Raw genomic sequence first — 17,465 nt, 5'->3', positions numbered from 1 at the left:
ATTTTTGTTAAATTTTCAGGCTGCCTAAAAAATACCTACAACAGAGTATTAAAAATAAACTTAATAAAATTATTAAGTTAAGGAAATTGGCACGATTTAGGCACGCATGCTGCTACTACTCTAGTAAGTGAGCAGCAATGAAGTTGCTTAACCAAACAAACAAATTTTCTTTCTTCCCTTTCCTAATTTGGAGACAAAAACATGAAAACGATGCAAAAAGGTTTCACATTAATCGAGTTGATGATTGTAATCGCAATTATCGGTATTTTGGCAGCTATCGCATTGCCTGCTTACCAAGACTACACTGTACGTTCTAAAATCTCTGAAGGTTTGATTGCTTCTTCTGCTGCTAAAGGCATGGTTTCTGAAGCATTCCAATCTGACAGCGTAGCTGGTATCGTATCTGCAGCTGCTGCGTACAACGCTAAACCAGATGCTGAAAAATCTTCTAAATATGTTAAAACTATTAAAATTAGTGAAGATGACAAAAGTGCTGGTGTGATTACTGTAACTTTATCAGAATCTGATGCTGTAGGTTTTCCTGGTGAAGTTAAAGGTAAAACAATTGTCCTCTCACCAAACGTAAATAATGAGGCTCCTGCACAAGGTGCAGCTGGTGCAATTGACTGGGCTTGTGCTTCTGCTGCTGGTACTACAGCTACTAAACGTGGTTTGAAAAATGTACAAACAGGTAATTTGCCAGCTAAATATGCTCCTTCTGAGTGCCGTTAATTGCTTGTTTACCTAAAAAAGCATAATTGAGTGTTATAACTCAATGGAAAAAGCAGAATCTGTTGAGGATTCTGCTTTTTCTTTGCTTAATTTTATAGAATAAACAATCTGAAAATAAATAAATACAGAGGATTCACAATGGAAAAAAAATTACAACAAGGTTTTACATTAATTGAATTGATGATTGTGATTGCAATCATTGGTATTTTAGCAGCCATTGCGTTGCCAGCTTATCAGGATTATACGGTGAGAGCAAAAATAGGGGAGGCGTTGTTGGCTGGGTCTGCGCCTAAAAATTATTTGGCTGAAGCTTTTCAGGCTGATGGTTATACTGGCGTTGTAAATGCTTCTAAAAGCTACAATGTCAAACCGAAAGCCGAAAAACAATCCAAATATGTAGAGGATATTCAAATTAACGAAACGACTGGTGAAATTGCAGTTTTTTTGCGTAGCGATATAGATGTGGGTTTCCCAAAAGATGTGCAAGGTAAGACTTTGATTTTAACGCCACATATTCACGGCGATAAATTGGTGGAGAATAAGTGGGGTGCAATTGATTGGGCGTGTAGTTCCACTTCTACGGCTGCTGCGGCTAATCGTGGTTTGAAAGCGGCTGTAAAAGGAACATTACCCGCCAAATATGCACCATCTGAATGCCGTTGATTTAAAATAATATTTTTCAGGCTGCCTGATTCATCAAAAATTTTGATAAATCAGGCAGCCTGAAATATTTTTAACCCGTTAATTGTTTGCTAATCAATTTTTTCAAGGGCGGTAAATTATTGCTAATTCGCAAAGTGGCATCGCGTAACAATTTCACAGGCGTGTGGTCGGTGGTGAAAAAGGTAACCATCGCATTGGTGCCGTGATAAAGTGGGCGCGTATGCAATTGATGTTTCAGATTATACATTTCCAGTAAACCTGTTTCACCAATATCGCGTCCTTTGGCGGCAGCCTGCAAAATCAGTTTCGCTAAAATTTCCGTGCTTTCCAAGCCCAAATTGTAGCCGTGCGCGGTAACTGGGTGCATGCCCACCGCCGCGTCGCCGATTAATGCGCTGCGTACGCCATAAAACTTCTCCGCGTGTACGCCCACGAGTGGATAACTGTGTACCGTGCCTGCGCTTTTCATGTCGCCCAATTTGCCGTTCAACATTTTTTGCGCTTCTTTGGCGAGTTCATCGGGCGACAAATCCAGCAATTCATGTGCTTTGGTGTTGGTGATGGTGATGACACAGTTGGTCAAATGCCCTTCCAAAGGGAGCAGGGCGAGTGTGCGTCCATAAAAGAAACATTCGCTCGCAGTATGTTGATTGGAAATAGAATGTTTTGTGCGGAATACGATGACGGTGCGCCCAAAATCGTGCATATCCGCCGCAATACCCAATTGACGGCGCGTTTGTGAAAAACGGCTGTCGGCAGCGATTAATAATTTTGATGTTAAAATATCGCCATTGTCTAATTCTACAAGTGCTTGATTTTTATTTGTTTCAACGCGTTTTACGCCCACGCCACAGCGCAGTTCCACATTATTCATGGTCGCCACTTCTTCATAGGCGGCACGGCGAATATTGTGATTGGAAATCAGATTGCCCAAACGGTCGGTTGCGCCGCCACGCGCTTGTTTCGGTTCAGGAAAATGCAGCGTGTAATCCGAAGTGCCGTTGTACACTTTCGCGTCGCGCAGACGGTAAATTTCATTTTCAGGCACGCGCTGCCACATGCCCAAATTTTGCATGATTTCGCGTGAACGATGGGTCAGCGCAATTTCACGCCCATCGTAAGCAGGATTTTGCAAGCTCTCCAAAGGGGCTTTTTCAATCACGGTAATGCGTAAGTTGCTGTTTTTAAATTGTCGTGCAAACGCCAGCCCAGCAGGCCCCCCACCGACAATCACAATATCCGTATCCATTTTAACGACCTTTTTCGCATATTTAAAAATGCCTATTATATTTCAGGCAGCCTGAAAAGTTAAATGATTAATCCAATTAAATTTTTATGGTTATTGATTTATGACTCATCAAAAATTTTGATGAGTGTAAAACCCTTTCAGGCTGCCTGAAAAATCATTAAAATACAGCCATTAAAACAAACCACATTTACCATGAATATTATTTTTGGACAACACCCCGTGATAGCACAGGGCAGCGCAGTAACCATAGGCAATTTTGACGGCGTTCACATCGGACATCATCATATTTTACAAACACTTAAACAAGAAGCCGAGCAGCGCAATCTTTCCACCACCGCCATTATTTTTGAGCCACAACCCACCGAATTTTTCGCGCAACAACGCGGCAGCGACCGCCCCCTGCGTTTGACACCGCTACGCGATAAATTGCAGCTTTTGCAACAAACAGGTTGCCTGAAAAATGTTTGGGTTCAACGATTTAACCCCCATTTTGCCAATCAAAGTGCCACCGATTTTATTGAGCGCGATTTATTGGGACAATTGAATACGCGCTATTTATTGGTCGGTGATGATTTCCGTTTCGGCAAAGGGCGCGGCGGCGACTTTCCATTATTGCAATCCTATTCACAATTTGAAACGCAAAACACGCCCAGCGTCTTGGTTTCAGGCTGCCGTGCCAGCAGCACCGCCGTGCGCCAAGCACTCGCGGCAGGCGAAATTGCCACCGCACAGCGCATTTTGGGACACGCCTATGCCTTGAGTGGGCGCGTGAAACACGGCGCGAAATTGGGGCGTACATTGGGCTGCCCGACCGCGAATGTGCATTTGCCTTTGCACCGCTACGCCTTGAGTGGCGTGTTTGTGGTGCGTGTGGTGGGCGCGTTTGGCGAATGCGGCGGCGTGGCAAGTTTTGGGCTAAACCCAACGGTGTCGCAAACTTTGTTGCCCAAATTGGAAGTTCATTTATTTGATTTTTCAGGAAATTTGTATGGTCAGCGCATACAGGTTCAGTTTTTGCATAAATTGCGCGATGAGATGAAATTTGCCAATTTGCCTGAATTAGAATATGCGATTCAACAAGATATGCAGCAAGCACGAGACTGGTTGGCGAATCATTCAAAATTTTGATGAATCAATAAAATTATTTTAAATCAATTATTTGTATAGTGGATTCAATTTAAATCAGGACAAGGCGACAGCGACCGCCATGTACACCTAGTACATAAGGGAGCTGGCAACGCGGTACTGGTTTAAATTGAATTCACTATATTTTCAGGCTGCCTATTCATAAAAAACATGGACAGGCAGCCTGAAATTATTTTTGCTTTTCTTTGGGTTGCAATGTGATGTCGGGCAAATTCCAGCCGCGATATACCGCCAACATACGCACGCTAAAAATCAGCAGTAAAGTGGAAATGCTGCGTAGCCATTCATTGATACCTGTTTGTAATAAAAGCAAATAATATACGCTGCCGACCAAAGAAGCGGTGATGTAAATTTCCTTTTGCAGCACGAGTGGAATTTGGCGGCACACAATATCGCGGAACACGCCACCAATAATTGCGGTAAACACGCCCATCAACATCACAATCGGCGCACTCATATTGCGCGACAAAGCAGATTCCACGCCAATCACGGTAAACGCCGCCAAACCGAGTGCGTCAAACCAACGCAGGGCTTTGTCCAGCCGCTCTACATAGTGATAGAAAATCTGCACAATCAGAGATAAGCCTATGATAAAATGAATATAATTTAAGTCGTGTAACCAAAAAATTGGGTGGCGATTCAGCAGTAAATCGCGCAATGTGCCGCCGCCCACGCTGCCCAAAAACGAGACGAAAAATGCACCCAATACGTCAAATTGTAGGCGTTTGGCTAAAATGGTGGCGGCGATGGTGCAAGCGGCTACGCCCACCATGTCTAGGGTGTACACAATGGTGTTGCTGGAAATGGTTTGTGATAAATCAATCATTTTATTTATGAATTATTTAAATAAAGAGGTATTAAAAATTTTGATGTTTGTATTTTTTACGGTTTTTTTGTTTACGCAGATACCATTTGAGCCGCAAACGAAAGTCGTAATTTATTGAACCTGCACCAAATATCATTAAGCAAGCAGCAACGGGCAAAGTAAAATGGTAGCCAATGCGCGTGTAACCCCATGTGCCAATCACGCCACCGAGCAGAAAACTTGCCATCATGCCCGAAAAAAAGCGTACTTTTTGCCAATTGGCTTGCACTTTGGGTAGGCGCGGATTGTGCTGGCGGCTATAGTATAAAATTTTGGATAGTTCTATGCCCAAATCGGTCGCGGTACCTGTCATGTGGGTGGAGCGTATGGTGCTGCCTGAAAGTACAGACATTACAGTATTATGCATACCCATGATAAAACAAAGGGATAGCACAATTAAGGAATGGCGCAATTCGTTTTTTTCCGCAAAAAAGGTAGCGAGTAAACCCAGTAATAACAAATACATGGCTTCTAGCCACATGGACAGGCTGTAGCTGCTGCGTCCGCGTTGGCGTTGCACCCACAAAATTGTCCAATGGGCATGCGCTGCACCCAAAATAAAGCAAATCACGCTAATCAGCGCAAAGCTGGCAGCCTGCCATTCATGCAAAATAATGTGGTCGGCGGTGTGCGACAATGTGCCTGTAACGTGCGAAGTGTAGCTGCTGATGGCGAAAAAGCCACCTGCATTGATGGCACCTGCCAACATCGCCATCACATAGCCCATCAGCCTGAAACGCCCATCGGCAATAGACTGTTTGTCCAAATAGGGCTTATCGGCTTGCCAAAAGGGGTGGAAGTGATGGCGTTTGGGTTTCATATCAATTATTTTGATGATTATTTAAAAACAATGGCTTATGTGTTCAGGCAGTCTGAAAATCACATTTCGCCGCGCTGTAATCGTGTTACCAAAATCTCACAGCATTGTTGCAAAATATCGTGCGTTTCCTTGAAATTGCCTGTGTACCAAGGGTCGGGAACGTGGTCATAACGGCTGTTTTCGGGTAATAAATCTGTGATTTTGAATAATTTTTTATTTTTTGAAAAACGCGTTTCCATATCGCACAAATTATTATCGTCCATCACAATCAGGTAATCAAATTCTTCCCAATCGCTTGATTTTACGCGCTTGCTGACAAAATCACGGGAATCAATCCCCAAGCCGTCCAACACATCTGCCGTGCCGCAGTGCATATACTCGCCATCGTGCCAACCCGATGTGCCTGCGCTCGTTATTTCCATCGCCAAGCCGCGTTTTTCTGCTTCGGCACGGCATAAATATTCTGCCATTGGTGAGCGACAAATATTACCTAAACATACAAACATGATTTTTTTCATAAATTTATCTCCAATCATCAAAAATTTTAATCAAACAAGCGACCTTGTGCCAACAGGATTTTAATCGGTGAAAAATCCGCCCGATGTTCGGGCAAGACGCCGTATTGTTCCAAAGCGGCTAAATGCGCTTTGGTGCCATAACCCTTATGTTTATCAAAGCCATACTGCGGATAACGCGCCGCCAAAGCATACATTTCCGCATCACGCGCCGTTTTCGCCAAAATGGACGCGGCGGAAATGGCGGCAATTTTGCTGTCGCCTTGCACCACCGCTTCCGCGTCCACGCCCAAATCGGGGGGAATGCGGTTGCCGTCTACCCACACTTTTTCAGGCTGCCTGCCTAATGCGTGAATGGCTCGGCGCATGGCAAGCATGGCGGCGTGTAAGATATTGTATTGTAAAATTTCTTCGGGCGATGCGCTGGCGATTGCCCACGCGACAGCCTGCGTTTTGATTTGCGCGGCGAGTGTATCGCGTTTTTTTTCGGACAATTTTTTGGAATCGGTCAAATACGGCAAATCGTATTGGGCGGGCAAAATCACGGCGGCAGCAAACACGCTGCCGACCAAACAGCCACGTCCCGCTTCATCTACGCCTGCGTGCGTGGCTAACACATTGTATGTATTCATATATCAAAAATTTTGATTAAAAAAATAGGGCAGATAAACATCTGCCCTGTTGAAGTTTAGCGGTTTTCAGGCAGCCTGAAATTAATCTACCTTGCACACAAAATGATACGCGCTGATTTCAAAACCGTGTTGGAAATAAATGCGGTGCGCGGTGGTGCGTTCGCCGCCAACATTGCTGTCAATGTGGATTTCTTCAATCTGGTTTTCGGTGGCAATGCGTTGAATTTCCGCCAATAATCGTGTGCCATAACCGTGTCGGCGGTATTGTGGCAGCGTAACCAAATCGTCAATGTGCAGATGGCGACCGCTCACTAAATTGGTTTCTTCACGAAAACCACACACGGCAACGGGATTGCTGTTACCATTTTCAAAAATGCCCAGCAAACGATAACCTTGCGGACGCTGCACTTGATTGATTTGCTCCACAAAACTGTTGATGTCTTTCAATTTTGGGCGCAACACGCTCAAAGCGGCGAAAGCGGTGGCGGTTTCGTGTGGTTCAATTTCGCGCAACACGCTTTCGGGTTCGGTGTTTTCGGTAGCAATCTGTTCGGATTGTGGTTCGGGCGTGGTGGCAGCCTGAACGTGGGTGTCGACTGCTTCGGGTTCGGGTAGTGTATCTGGGGCTGTGGCGGTGCTAGAAGGTGGTTCAATGCCTTGTTCTATCAATAATTCTCGGTAAGTCAGTACACGCAAATCATTGTCAGCCGCAAAATCCATCAAAAAGCGGAACATACTGGGATTGATTTCCTGCAATTTTGGCATAATCGCCACACAGCGAATTTTGTCCATCACAACGGGTTGCACCCATTCGTGATAGGATAATCGGTTGTCTTTATTAAAAGATGAGAGAATACCGCATAAACGCTCCGCCCAATCGCTCGGGCGGAAAACTTTGCCTTTGCTGGTGGTGCCATGGATGATGATTTCATCGGGTTCGCAGACTATCATAATCGGCTCGAAAAAAATGGTGGAAGATGAGAATATTATACCTGATGGGCGCATTTTTGGGTGTGAAATCCATAGCATTCAGGCAGCCTGAAAATGGTTTTCAGGCTGCCTGATAAGTGTATTTTTATTTTTAAGAATATGATTTTTTGAAATTATTTGGTTTTACGCATTTTCAAAATTTCAAAAACCATAGGCAAAATGGAAATCACAATAATCGCAATCACAACTTTGCCAAAATTATTTTTCACAATCTCCAAATTACCAAAGAAATAGCCCACATAAGTCAGCAAAAATACCCACACCAACGCGCCTATCACATTGTAACGAATAAATTGCCCATAATCCATTTTGCCCATGCCAGCCACAAACGGCGCAAATGTCCGCACGATCGGCACAAATCGCGCCAAAATAATGGTTTTACCGCCATATTTTTCGTAAAACTCGTGGGTTTTGTGCAAATATTCTTGTTTGAAAATGCGTGAATGGGGGTTAGCGAATAATTTTTCGCCGAAATATTTGCCTATCATAAAATTAACCGCATCGCCCAAAATAGCCGCCGTCAGCAACACCGCCACCATCACATGCACGCTCAAATGTCCACCGCTCGCCGCCGCCACCGCGCCCGCCGCAAACAGCAGCGAATCCCCCGGTAAAAACGGCGTAACCACCAAACCCGTTTCGCAAAAAACAATTAAAAACAAAATCGCATAAATCCACACGCCATAGCTGGCAGACAACGCGGCTAGGTGTTTATCAATGTGTAAAATAAAGTCTATGATGTCCGTAATCATGTTTCAGGCTGCCTGAAAAAATTAAAAAGGGGGTATTTTAGGGGAAATAGGGGCGTTTGGTGGGATTTTTGCGTGATTTTGCAGGCAGCCTGAAAAGGATTATTTTAAATTGTGGAGCGCTTTATCAAATGCTTGGGTAAATTGTTTAGTTTTTTCGCGTAATTGGTCGGTATGAGACAGTTTTTGCATTTGTTTTTGAATTTCACTAATTTCCATTTTCCCTTCACGCAAATGCTTCAATGCGACTTGGTCTTTCGCTATAGATGTTTTCATTAAAAGCACATGCTCATCACGCAATGCCACAATTTCAGGCTGCGTGAGTGGCATTTTTTCAAAATATTGCAGAAGTTCTTGATTGGCAGGTATCCAAGTGTTTTCCAGATGGTCAGCAAATTTTAACAATTTTTCTTGTTTAGGCAAGGATTTATCAATATTGGGCGATGGCATTTCCACCAGTTTGTTTAATTTTTCTAGGGCTTCAAACATCATTGCTGATTCCAATAGAAATTCAGGCTGCTTTACAAATTGTGCTTCAAAAACCAATGCTTTAGATAAATATTCATTGGTATTGGGTTCAGACAGTTTGGACAATTTAGACAAGGCATCTGTGTTGCCCGTGCTTAAAAATGCTTCATAAATGGGCGTGGCTTGTTCAAAAAATTGAATAACATAACGATGAAAAGCGATTGAGTTTTCATCTTTGGGTGAAATCTTTTTTAAATCAGTGATATATTGATTATTGCGTTTTAATTCTTCTTGATAAAATGATTTCACAGTTTGAATATCGGCATTGAGCGCGGGTGGTGTGATGGCTGCCCTTTCTGTTTGAATCCGCTCAAGCAATTGTTTCAAAGCGCGCGCTTCTTCGCTGGGCTGATTGGGAATGTGTGCGGCGGCAGACACGGCGGTGTTTGGCGTGGACGATTTCGCACTTTCTTGGGAACACGCCGCCAGTAGTGATACGGCAATGGTTAGGGAAATAATGGATTGAATTTTCATGATGTTTTTCCTTAATCAATCATTTTCAGGCTGCCTGAAAAATAACCCGTTGATAAATTTCATCAAGGGTAACGGTGCAATCAATGCTTTCAAAATAAATTGCCCCCGAATTGTAACTTTGTCCTTGCCAATTTTGGCTTTTGCGGAACACATAAACGTGCTGACTATCTTGTTCCACAATCACATATTCTTGCAAACTGGGGATTTTTTGATAATCCCTTAATTTTTGAGAAAAATCGGTTTCGCGTGTGGATTTGGACACCACTTCCACAATAATGGTCGGCGCAATCGCCATTTTGTCATCGCCGCTTGCTTGGTCGGTGCAATCTACGACTACATCGGGCAGGTATAATTTTTCATCGGTTTGGGTTTCGCATTTTACAAACATATCGCTGGCAAACGCTTCATAGCGCGAATGAGCCAAATGTGCGGAAAAGTGTGTGAGAAAATTGCGCGTAATGCGATTGTGATTGCGCGAAGCTCCCGCCATAGCGATGATTTCGCCGTTTACCAGTTCATATTTTTCATCGGGATTTTGTTCACACCACGCGAAAAATTCGTCTTCGGTGTACAAGTCAATTTTTTGAAGGGGGAAAGCGTTCATTTTATTTTTCCTAAATAATGATTTAAAAAATAAAAAGATTGTACCGCGTGGAGAATAAATTGCCCAGTATGTGAAAAATGTTTTCAGGCTGCCTGAAAACCCGTTTCAGGCTTATAATAAATGCTCTCACAACGCGACTCAAAAGGATAACCCCATGCCTGTAAATTATATTGAAAAAACCGCCGCCGAATTGCCCGAAATTGAAGGCGTGCGCCTGTTTGTGGCGCAAGCTGGCGTGAAAAAAGCCCATCATAACGATTTGACTTTAATGATGATTGATGAAGGCAGCACCGTTGGCGCGGTGTTCACGCAAAACCGTTTTTGTGCCGCGCCCGTTCACATCGCCAAACAGCATTTGGGCAACCCCAAAGGTATTCGCGTTTTGGTCATCAACACGGGCAATGCCAATGCTGGCACAGGCGCAAGTGGTCGCGCTCATGCGGTGGAAATGTGTGCGGCGGCGGCTTTGCAAGCGCATTGTCAAACCGAACAAGTGCTGCCTTTTTCCACAGGCGTGATTTTAGAACCCCTGCCCATTGGCAAAGTGATGGACGGCATTGCCCGCGTTATTCCTTGTGATTGGCACACCGCCGCCCGCGCGATTATGACCACCGACACGGTCGCCAAAGCCGCCCATCGCCGCGCCCAAATTGGCAACCATCACACCATTTCCGCTACGGGTATTGCCAAAGGCGCGGGTATGATTTGCCCGAATATGGCGACTATGCTCGGTTTTATTGCAACTGACGCGCATGTTGCCCAACCCATTTTGCAATTATTGACAGAAGAAGTGGCAAACGCCAGCTTCAATTGCATTACGGTGGACGGCGATACCAGCACCAACGACAGTTTTGTGATTGTGGCAACTGGAAAATCCAAACAAAATCAAATTGATAATATCGCCGACCCGCGCTATGCCCAATTACGCGCTTTATTGACCGAAGTGGCTTTGGAATTGGCGCAAGCCATTGTGCGCGATGGCGAAGGTGCGACCAAATTCATCACCATTCAAGTGAACGGGGCAGCCTGCACCGCAGACGCAAAACAAATTGCCTATGCCATTGCCCATTCGCCGCTTGTGAAAACCGCGTTTTTCGCCTGCGACCCGAATTTGGGGCGGATTTTGGCGGCGATTGGCTATTCGGGTGTGAACGTGAATACGGATACTTTACGCTTGTATCTCAATGATTTACTGGTGGCAGAGCAGGGCGGTCGCGCCGCTTCCTACACCGAAGAAGCGGGGCAAGCCGTGATGAAAAACAGCGAAATCACCATTCGCGTGGATTTGGACGCTGGCACGGCAAGCGGCACGGTTTATACTTGCGATTTGTCGCATGAATATGTGTCCATTAATGCTGATTATCGCAGTTAAATTTCAGGCTGCCTGAATATCTGAAAAATTCGATATAATATAAAAATCAAATTTTTATTTAAAAAATAAAGCCATGAATATCCAAGAAATTTTCAAAGTCCTTGCCAATGAACACCGCTACCAAATGTTGCAATGGTTGAAATATCCCGAGCAACATTTCCCGCCCCACGCCTGCCAAGTGCCGGGATTTCACGGTGGCGTGAGCGTGGGTTTGATTGTGGAAAAATCGGGTTTGGCGCAATCGGTTGTATCGGCTTATTTGGATTCATTGAGAAAAGTGAATTTGGTGGAAAGCAAGCGTTCTGGAAAATGGACGTATTACCGCTATAATCGTGAATTTATTTCTCAATTTATCAATGAATTAGGATTGAAATTATAATATCGTATTTTTTAGAAATATAAAAGGCAGCCTGAAAATGGTTTTTCAGGCTGCCTGTTTTTATTTTGGTGTTACTCGTCTTCTTCTACGCGATGACGATTAATGCTGCGTTTGCCTTTTTCCAATTGGAAGCTGACCGTTTCGCCCAAACGCAACGCCAAACCAATCGCCAAAATATCCACCACCGCCAATTGCAGCAAACGCGACACCATAGGCGTGTAGCGGCTATTGTCTTCCTGCACCGCCACCGTCAAAACGCAATCGCCCAATTGCGCCAATGGGCTGTCGTGGCGTGTAATCACGATGACTTGTGCGCCATTTTCTTTGGCAATGCTCACCGCGTCCAAAATCTCAATAGACGAACCCGAATTGGAAATCACCACCAACACATCTTGCGGACTCAACACCGCCGCCGCCATCAATTGAATATGCGTGTCCGAATAGGCAACGGTGGAAATGCCAAAACGGAAAAATTTATGCTGCGCGTCCTGCGCCACAATGCCCGAGTTGCCCACGCCGTAAAATTCAATGCGCCGCGCATGGGCGAGCATGGAAATGGCGCGTTCCAAATCGCTGGGGTTGAGCGTGCGGCGCGCGCCCAAAAGTGCTGCTGCCGTGTTGCCCAATACTTTTTCCATCACATCGCCCATGCCATCGTCAATATTCAATTCTTCATGCACATAGGGCAAACCCGATTGACTAATGCTGGCAGAAAGCGCGAGTTTGAATTCAGGCAGCCCTTTAAAATCCAAGCTGCGACAAAAACGAATCACGGTGGGTTGCGAAACATGCGCTTTTTCCGCAATCTCTGCCACCGCCGCGTGGACAAACCATTTGGGTTCAGCCAAAGCGCATTCGGCGACTTTGCGTTCTGCGCTGGAGAGTTTGTCTAATTGTTCACTGATTTTGCTTAACATCATGGTAGGGGTCTTTCATAGTATTGATTTTATTAAAATTATTTTGTTTTAAAATATTCAGGCAGCCTGAAATCCACGCCGTTGCAACAACATCAATGCCGCCAATGTTCTCGCATCGCCAAATTCATTATCATTAATTAAATCATTAAGTTGGGATAATGGCACACGCACTTGCTCCAAAGGTTCAGGCTCATCGCCTTGCAAACTTGCCGCATACAAATCTCGTGCCACAAAAACGTGCATCAATCCAAACATATGGCTGGGCGATGTGTACAAAGCCCGCAACAAATCCAATTCACGCGCCCCACAGCCAATTTCTTCTTGCAACTCACGATTGGCAGCCTGAAGCGGCGTTTCGCCCACATCAATCAGCCCTTTCACGCAGCCCAATTCATAGCGTTCCGAGCCGACCGCATACTCGCGTATCATAATTAACTCATTATTTTCAATTGGTAAAACCATGACCGATGGTTTACGTGCAGGCGTGAGCCGCTCATAAGTGCGTTCTTCGCCATTGGCAAAACGCAAATCCACCGCTTGCACTTCAAACACCGCCGTTTTGGCGGCAAGGCGCACGTCTAAAATTTCGGGAAGAGGTTTGTTTGTGTGGAGAAAATTCATGATGTTGTGCCATGTAGTCGGATTATTTGATTGTACGCCGAAATGGGCAGAATTGGCAAAGGGGAGATGAAATTTTATTTCACAGAATGTTGATAAAGATTAAATAAACAGGCAGCCTGAACACCAAATTTCGCTTTCAGGCTGCCTGTTAAAAAAATAATTTTTTTTGAATACAATTTGTTAAGTATTTTTAAAATACACAATGAATAAACCAATTATCCAAACCAAAGTCGCACTCGCCGCCATCAACAGCCACGAAAACCGCCGCCGCAACACACGCAATAAATGCGGATACTGCACCCGTTCACGCCCCGCAATCGCGCGAATCAGCCGTTTGGTCAAAGCCGCATTTTTGCGCCAATCCTGCAAATCGGCAAAATCGGGCAACCAATTTTCCGCGCGTGAAAGTTTGCAGGCTGCCTGAAAATAGGCGGCGGCAGTCAGCAGCAGCGCAAACACCAATATCAGCGAAATCAGCAATAAATTATCCATCGTGTTTCCCAAATAAAAAATTATCTAAAACGAAAACCGCCTTGTCCAAAAACAAGGCGGTGAGTATTTGGTTGCGGGAGCAGGATTCGAACCTACGACCTTCGGGTTATGAGCCCGACGAGCTACCATGCTGCTCCATCCCGCGTCTGAAGAACTGAACTATACGGCAATTGTATGACGCTGTCAAATCTTTTTTAACTGGATTAATGATTTAATTCAAGTTCCACTTCATAATCCATTGTATTATCTGAATTTAAATCAATGGAAATGTTTAAACGGCGCGTACCATAAACCAAAGAAACGTCTGCTTCATCGGCACTCAATTCGCGTTTTAACACGCGATAGCCCTGTTTTTTCGCCGTGTTTTCGGCGGCGGCAAGCAATCTGTCTATGCGCCCACTGCGTACATGCCATTGAGCGCGAAAATCGCCGTCATTGTCAATTTTTCTTTCCAATAGCGTGGCATGGCTGGGTTGATGAATTTCGCTGGGCAATTTGGGAATGGCAAACGCCAGCGTGGGCAGCAACAAGCCCATTGTCAGTAAAATTTTGGTTTTCATGGGAAACTTTCTGTTTGCAAAACAGTAAAATTAGCAAATTTACCCACCAAATGCAAGGCTCAAACCGTTTTCAGGCAGCCTGAAAATGACTTTTTTCAGGCTGTCTGCCTATTTAATTGATAGAAATTCTCATATAAAATCAAATACTAATATTCAATTTAAATGAAATTTTGCTATAATCACGCCAACAATAAACAACACAAACCCCTACGATTATGATGAAATTAGCTACCATTGGTTTGAACCATGAAACTGCACCACTCGCGATTCGTGAACAATTGGCGTTTACGGCTGCTACGCTGGCAGACGCGGTGCGCCATTTGATTGCTGATACCGCCGCCGAAGCGGTGATTTTGTCCACCTGCAACCGCACGGAAATTTATTGCGTGGCGGACGCTGAAGATGTATTGGCGTGGTGGGCGAATTACCATCAATTGACGGTGGACGAAATTCGTCCTTATATTTACACGCATGGTTGTGGCGAGACGATTCGCCATGCCTTTCGCGTGGCGTGTGGTTTGGACAGCATGGTGTTGGGCGAGCCGCAAATTTTGGGTCAAATGAAAGACGCAGTACGCATTGCCACCGAACAACACGCTTTGGGAACTTGGCTCAATGCCTTGTTTCAACGCACATTTTCTGCAGCAAAAGAAGTTCGCAGCCACACTTGCGTGGGCGACAATACCGTGTCTATGGCTTCCGCCAGCGTGAAAATGGCGGAAGTTTTGTATCCTGATTTAACGCAAGCCAATGTGTTATTGGTGGGCGCGGGCGAAATGAATGAATTGGTTGCCACCTATTTCGCTGCCAAGCAGCCTGCAAAATTAACCATCGCCAACCGCAGCTTAAAACGCGCCGAAGATTTGTGCGACAGCTTGATTAGCCCAGCCAATGCCTGTTTGCTGAATGATTTACCGCATATTTTGGCAGACTATGATGTGGTGATTTCCTGCACCGCCGCGCCTTTGCCTATTTTGGGCAAGGGCATGGTGGAAAGCGCGATGGCGGCGCGAAATGGTAAACCTATGTTTATGTTAGATTTGGCTGTGCCGCGTGATATTGAAGTGCAAGTGGGCGATGTGGCGGGTGTGATGTTGAAAACGGTGGACGATATTTTTGCCGTTGTGGAAACGGGTAAAGAAGCTCGCCGTTCCGCCGCCGCCGCCGCCGAGCAAATGGTGGAACGCAAAGTCATGGAATTTGTGGATTGGCAAAAACAACGCCAACGCGTTCCCTTGATTTGCGCCCTGCGCGATGAAGGCGAGCGCGCACGCCAATATGTGTTGCAAAACGCGATGAAACAATTGGCGCGTGGCGCACACCCACACGATGTGTTGGAGCGTTTGTCGGTGCAATTGACCAATAAATTATTGCACGCGCCCACCAGCGTGTTAAGCAAAGACGATGATTTAAGCAATGCCATTTCGCAAATTTACCGTTTGCAGCCGCCGAATCATCAGCTTGAGCGTCAAGCGGCGTAATGATTTTTTTAGATTGATTTTCGGGGCGGATAATCTGATTATCCGCCCCGAAAAGTTTTTCAGGCTGCCTTTCAGTATACGACAAAACTCATGTAGGGGGCGTATTACGCACCAATTTACCAGTTATTTGAATGCTTTGGTGGGGGGTACGCACCCTACATTTTGCTTGTTGGCAAGAATTGTCGTGTACTGAAAGGCTGCCTGAAAGTACAAACAATTTGAATTTAAACAGTATTTTTTATTTTATTATTGTTTGGCTTACTTTTCTGAAAAGTAAGTCGCCGCGGGGCGACCAGAGCGCACGCCGTAGGCAAATTATACTGAAAGGCAGCCTGAACATTTGTCCACCATCGCATTTTACCAATCCAAAATCATGTAAAAATCAGCCTGTAAACTTGACGGCGTAGTGCAAAATCCCTATCCTAAATTTTTTGAATGAACTTGATTGTGAAACATGACGTGTACCCAACTCACCGCCATACTCATTGCCAGCATGATGGGAACAGGCTGCTCCGCCGTAGAACAAACCTTTAAAGACAAACCCGAATTGCTGAAATTTGCCACCCGCAACCCCTTTGCCGCCGCCGCCATTGGGCGCGATGATGGCAGCCGCAACATTACCAGCAGCGTGATTCGCTTTTCCAAACGTTTGGGTTTGGACAACAGTAAAAACGGCGATGGGCGCGGCACACAAGAAAATGCCTTGCGCCATTCCCTGTGGCAAGCGGCAATTGCCGCCCGCTTTGGCGAAAACACCGCCCAACAAGCAGGCAATGCTTATGAGAAAAACATCAGCAACCGCACCGCCACCGAATATCCTGACCGTTATTCTGCCGATGAAGCGGTGGATTTACGCAATAATGCCATTGGGCGCAGAATCGGCGCAGCCCACGCCAGCGACACAATGGACGAATTGGCGAGAAAATTATTGCAAGAATATCATCAACATGGCTTGTGGTTGAGTGCGCCCGTGAAAGAGCAGGGCAAAACCATTTGGAAAATCAGCTTGCAAACATTATCCGCCGAACAATACGAAAACGCATTAAACAAATTAAAACAATTAGATAGCTACGGCATGACCGCAAAAGAACGTGCTAAAATCAAGAAATAAATCTCTTGCTCAAAAATAAAGGCAGCCTGAAAATGTTTCAGGCTGCCTGATTTTATCAATATTTATTTTTTATCAACCACTTCTGTGCGAATAATCACTTCACGCGGCTCAATCGTCTGCCAAGGCTCTGGCACGGCTGCAAATACTTCGCGGCGCACAATTGGTTTGCGAGCGGCGATTTCAGCTAATGCTTCAGCTTCTGCTTTGGCTTTGGCACTTTGTTCGGCGCGGGCTTGTTCTTTGGCAGCTTGAGCGGCTTTGGCTTTTGCGGCTTGTTCGGCTTTCAGTTTGGCTTCGGCTTCCGCTTGGGCTTTGGCAAGGGCTTCTTGCTTGGCTTTTTCAGCGGCTTGGGCTTTGGCGACTTCTTCGGCACGCGCACGAGCGGCGGCGGCTTGGGCTTCTTTTTCCGCTTTCGCTTTGGCTTCTTGTTGCGCTTTTAATTGAGCAGCTTCTTGTTCGGCTTTTGCTTTGGCTTCTTGTTGCGCTTTTAATTGGGCGGCTTCCTGTTCGGCTTTTGCTTTGGCTTCGGCTTCTTGCTGGGCTTTTAATTGGGCGGCTTCCTGTT

22 protein-coding genes and 1 tRNA gene are annotated in these 17,465 nt (G+C 45.3%); 8 read left to right on the top strand and 15 right to left on the bottom strand.

From position 1 onward, the window contains the following. The first annotated feature begins 201 nt into the window (after positions 1-201). Both Q338_RS13530 and Q338_RS13525 read left to right on the top strand, forming a co-directional pair. Positions 202-732 carry a pilin gene (locus Q338_RS13530; protein ID WP_034296617.1) on the top strand — a complete coding sequence of 177 codons (531 nt, stop codon included), beginning with the start codon at positions 202-204 and terminating at the stop codon, positions 730-732. 138 nt (positions 733-870) lie between these two features. After that, on the top strand, positions 871-1,395 hold the full coding sequence (locus Q338_RS13525; protein WP_034296615.1) for a pilin: 525 nt from the start codon (positions 871-873) through the stop codon (positions 1,393-1,395). A 70-nt stretch (positions 1,396-1,465) separates the two neighbouring features. Here Q338_RS13525 and ubiM read toward each other — a convergent pair whose 3' ends face one another. Then, entirely contained in the window at positions 1,466-2,644 is a 1,179-nt protein-coding gene (ubiM, locus tag Q338_RS13520) for a 5-demethoxyubiquinol-8 5-hydroxylase UbiM (protein WP_034296613.1), read from the bottom strand. Positions 2,645-2,836: 192 nt separating this feature from the next. Here ubiM and ribF point away from each other — a divergent pair, with 192 nt between their 5' ends. Next, complete coding sequence (gene ribF, locus Q338_RS13515; protein WP_034296611.1) at positions 2,837-3,772, top strand: bifunctional riboflavin kinase/FAD synthetase; 936 nt, start codon at positions 2,837-2,839, stop codon at positions 3,770-3,772. Between the two features lie 187 nt (positions 3,773-3,959). Here the strand turns inward: ribF and Q338_RS13510 are convergent, their stop codons facing one another. From Q338_RS13510 to Q338_RS13475, 8 genes are all read right to left on the bottom strand, one after another. Next, positions 3,960-4,616 carry a trimeric intracellular cation channel family protein gene (locus tag Q338_RS13510; RefSeq protein WP_034296609.1) on the bottom strand — a complete coding sequence of 219 codons (657 nt, stop codon included), beginning with the start codon at positions 4,614-4,616 and terminating at the stop codon, positions 3,960-3,962. Positions 4,617-4,647: 31 nt separating this feature from the next. Then, positions 4,648-5,475, bottom strand: a complete 828-nt coding sequence (locus Q338_RS13505) for a YoaK family protein (protein ID WP_034296606.1) — start codon at positions 5,473-5,475, stop codon at positions 4,648-4,650. A 59-nt stretch (positions 5,476-5,534) separates the two neighbouring features. After that, entirely contained in the window at positions 5,535-5,993 is a 459-nt protein-coding gene (locus Q338_RS13500) for a low molecular weight protein-tyrosine-phosphatase (protein ID WP_034296603.1), read from the bottom strand. Between the two features lie 26 nt (positions 5,994-6,019). Then, positions 6,020-6,622, bottom strand: a complete 603-nt coding sequence (gene rnhB, locus Q338_RS13495) for a ribonuclease HII (RefSeq protein ID WP_034296601.1) — start codon at positions 6,620-6,622, stop codon at positions 6,020-6,022. Positions 6,623-6,703: 81 nt separating this feature from the next. Continuing rightward, positions 6,704-7,573, bottom strand: a complete 870-nt coding sequence (locus Q338_RS13490) for a GNAT family N-acetyltransferase (protein WP_034296599.1) — start codon at positions 7,571-7,573, stop codon at positions 6,704-6,706. 152 nt (positions 7,574-7,725) lie between these two features. Beyond that, positions 7,726-8,364, bottom strand: a complete 639-nt coding sequence (locus Q338_RS13485; RefSeq protein WP_034296597.1) for a DedA family protein — start codon at positions 8,362-8,364, stop codon at positions 7,726-7,728. Between the two features lie 99 nt (positions 8,365-8,463). Continuing rightward, positions 8,464-9,363, bottom strand: coding sequence for a hypothetical protein (locus Q338_RS13480; protein WP_034296595.1), 900 nt, complete (start codon positions 9,361-9,363; stop codon positions 8,464-8,466). A gap of 25 nt (positions 9,364-9,388) precedes the next feature. After that, positions 9,389-9,967, bottom strand: coding sequence for a Uma2 family endonuclease (locus Q338_RS13475; RefSeq protein ID WP_034296592.1), 579 nt, complete (start codon positions 9,965-9,967; stop codon positions 9,389-9,391). A 154-nt stretch (positions 9,968-10,121) separates the two neighbouring features. Between Q338_RS13475 and argJ the strand changes: the two genes are divergently transcribed. Together argJ and Q338_RS13465 are read left to right on the top strand one after the other, a co-directional pair. Next, positions 10,122-11,339, top strand: a complete 1,218-nt coding sequence (gene argJ / locus Q338_RS13470) for a bifunctional glutamate N-acetyltransferase/amino-acid acetyltransferase ArgJ (RefSeq protein ID WP_034296590.1) — start codon at positions 10,122-10,124, stop codon at positions 11,337-11,339. A 73-nt stretch (positions 11,340-11,412) separates the two neighbouring features. Beyond that, positions 11,413-11,718, top strand: coding sequence for an ArsR/SmtB family transcription factor (locus tag Q338_RS13465; RefSeq protein WP_034296588.1), 306 nt, complete (start codon positions 11,413-11,415; stop codon positions 11,716-11,718). 71 nt (positions 11,719-11,789) lie between these two features. Here the strand turns inward: Q338_RS13465 and Q338_RS13460 are convergent, their stop codons facing one another. From Q338_RS13460 to Q338_RS13440, 5 genes are all read right to left on the bottom strand, one after another. After that, complete coding sequence (locus Q338_RS13460) at positions 11,790-12,635, bottom strand: MurR/RpiR family transcriptional regulator (protein ID WP_034296651.1); 846 nt, start codon at positions 12,633-12,635, stop codon at positions 11,790-11,792. 57 nt (positions 12,636-12,692) lie between these two features. After that, the gene (gene nudE / locus Q338_RS13455) at positions 12,693-13,256 is read right to left on the bottom strand and encodes an ADP compounds hydrolase NudE (protein WP_034296586.1); all 564 of its coding nucleotides are present in this window, start codon (positions 13,254-13,256) and stop codon (positions 12,693-12,695) included. Positions 13,257-13,436: 180 nt separating this feature from the next. Beyond that, a complete protein-coding gene (locus tag Q338_RS13450; RefSeq protein WP_051968675.1) occupies positions 13,437-13,748 on the bottom strand; it encodes a hypothetical protein in 312 nt (103 codons plus the stop codon). Between the two features lie 68 nt (positions 13,749-13,816). Then, positions 13,817-13,893 (bottom strand) — tRNA-Met (locus Q338_RS13445). 58 nt (positions 13,894-13,951) lie between these two features. Beyond that, positions 13,952-14,308: a hypothetical protein gene (locus Q338_RS13440; RefSeq protein ID WP_034296584.1), complete on the bottom strand. Its 357-nt coding sequence runs from the start codon at positions 14,306-14,308 to the stop codon at positions 13,952-13,954. A 218-nt stretch (positions 14,309-14,526) separates the two neighbouring features. Between Q338_RS13440 and hemA the strand changes: the two genes are divergently transcribed. The 3 genes from hemA (at position 14,527) to Q338_RS13430 (ending at position 16,900) form a co-directional block, all read left to right on the top strand. Then, the gene (gene hemA / locus Q338_RS13435; RefSeq protein WP_034296582.1) at positions 14,527-15,789 is read left to right on the top strand and encodes a glutamyl-tRNA reductase; all 1,263 of its coding nucleotides are present in this window, start codon (positions 14,527-14,529) and stop codon (positions 15,787-15,789) included. Continuing rightward, positions 15,725-15,982: a hypothetical protein gene (locus Q338_RS14705; protein ID WP_156961093.1), complete on the top strand. Its 258-nt coding sequence runs from the start codon at positions 15,725-15,727 to the stop codon at positions 15,980-15,982. Before hemA ends, Q338_RS14705 begins: the two co-directional genes overlap by 65 nt. A gap of 261 nt (positions 15,983-16,243) precedes the next feature. Next, positions 16,244-16,900, top strand: coding sequence for a DUF6973 domain-containing protein (locus tag Q338_RS13430; RefSeq protein ID WP_034296580.1), 657 nt, complete (start codon positions 16,244-16,246; stop codon positions 16,898-16,900). Positions 16,901-16,962: 62 nt separating this feature from the next. Here the strand turns inward: Q338_RS13430 and Q338_RS14960 are convergent. Then, positions 16,963-17,465 (bottom strand): hypothetical protein (locus Q338_RS14960; RefSeq protein WP_211249464.1); only part of this gene is annotated, 503 nt, incomplete at its 5' end.

The sequence above is a fragment of the Alysiella crassa DSM 2578 genome, from assembly GCF_000745955.1.
GTDB classification, from domain to species: Bacteria; Pseudomonadota; Gammaproteobacteria; order Burkholderiales; family Neisseriaceae; genus Simonsiella; species Simonsiella crassa.
Note: the sequence above shows the minus strand (reverse complement) of the source record. Positions and strands in the feature narration are given on the sequence as shown.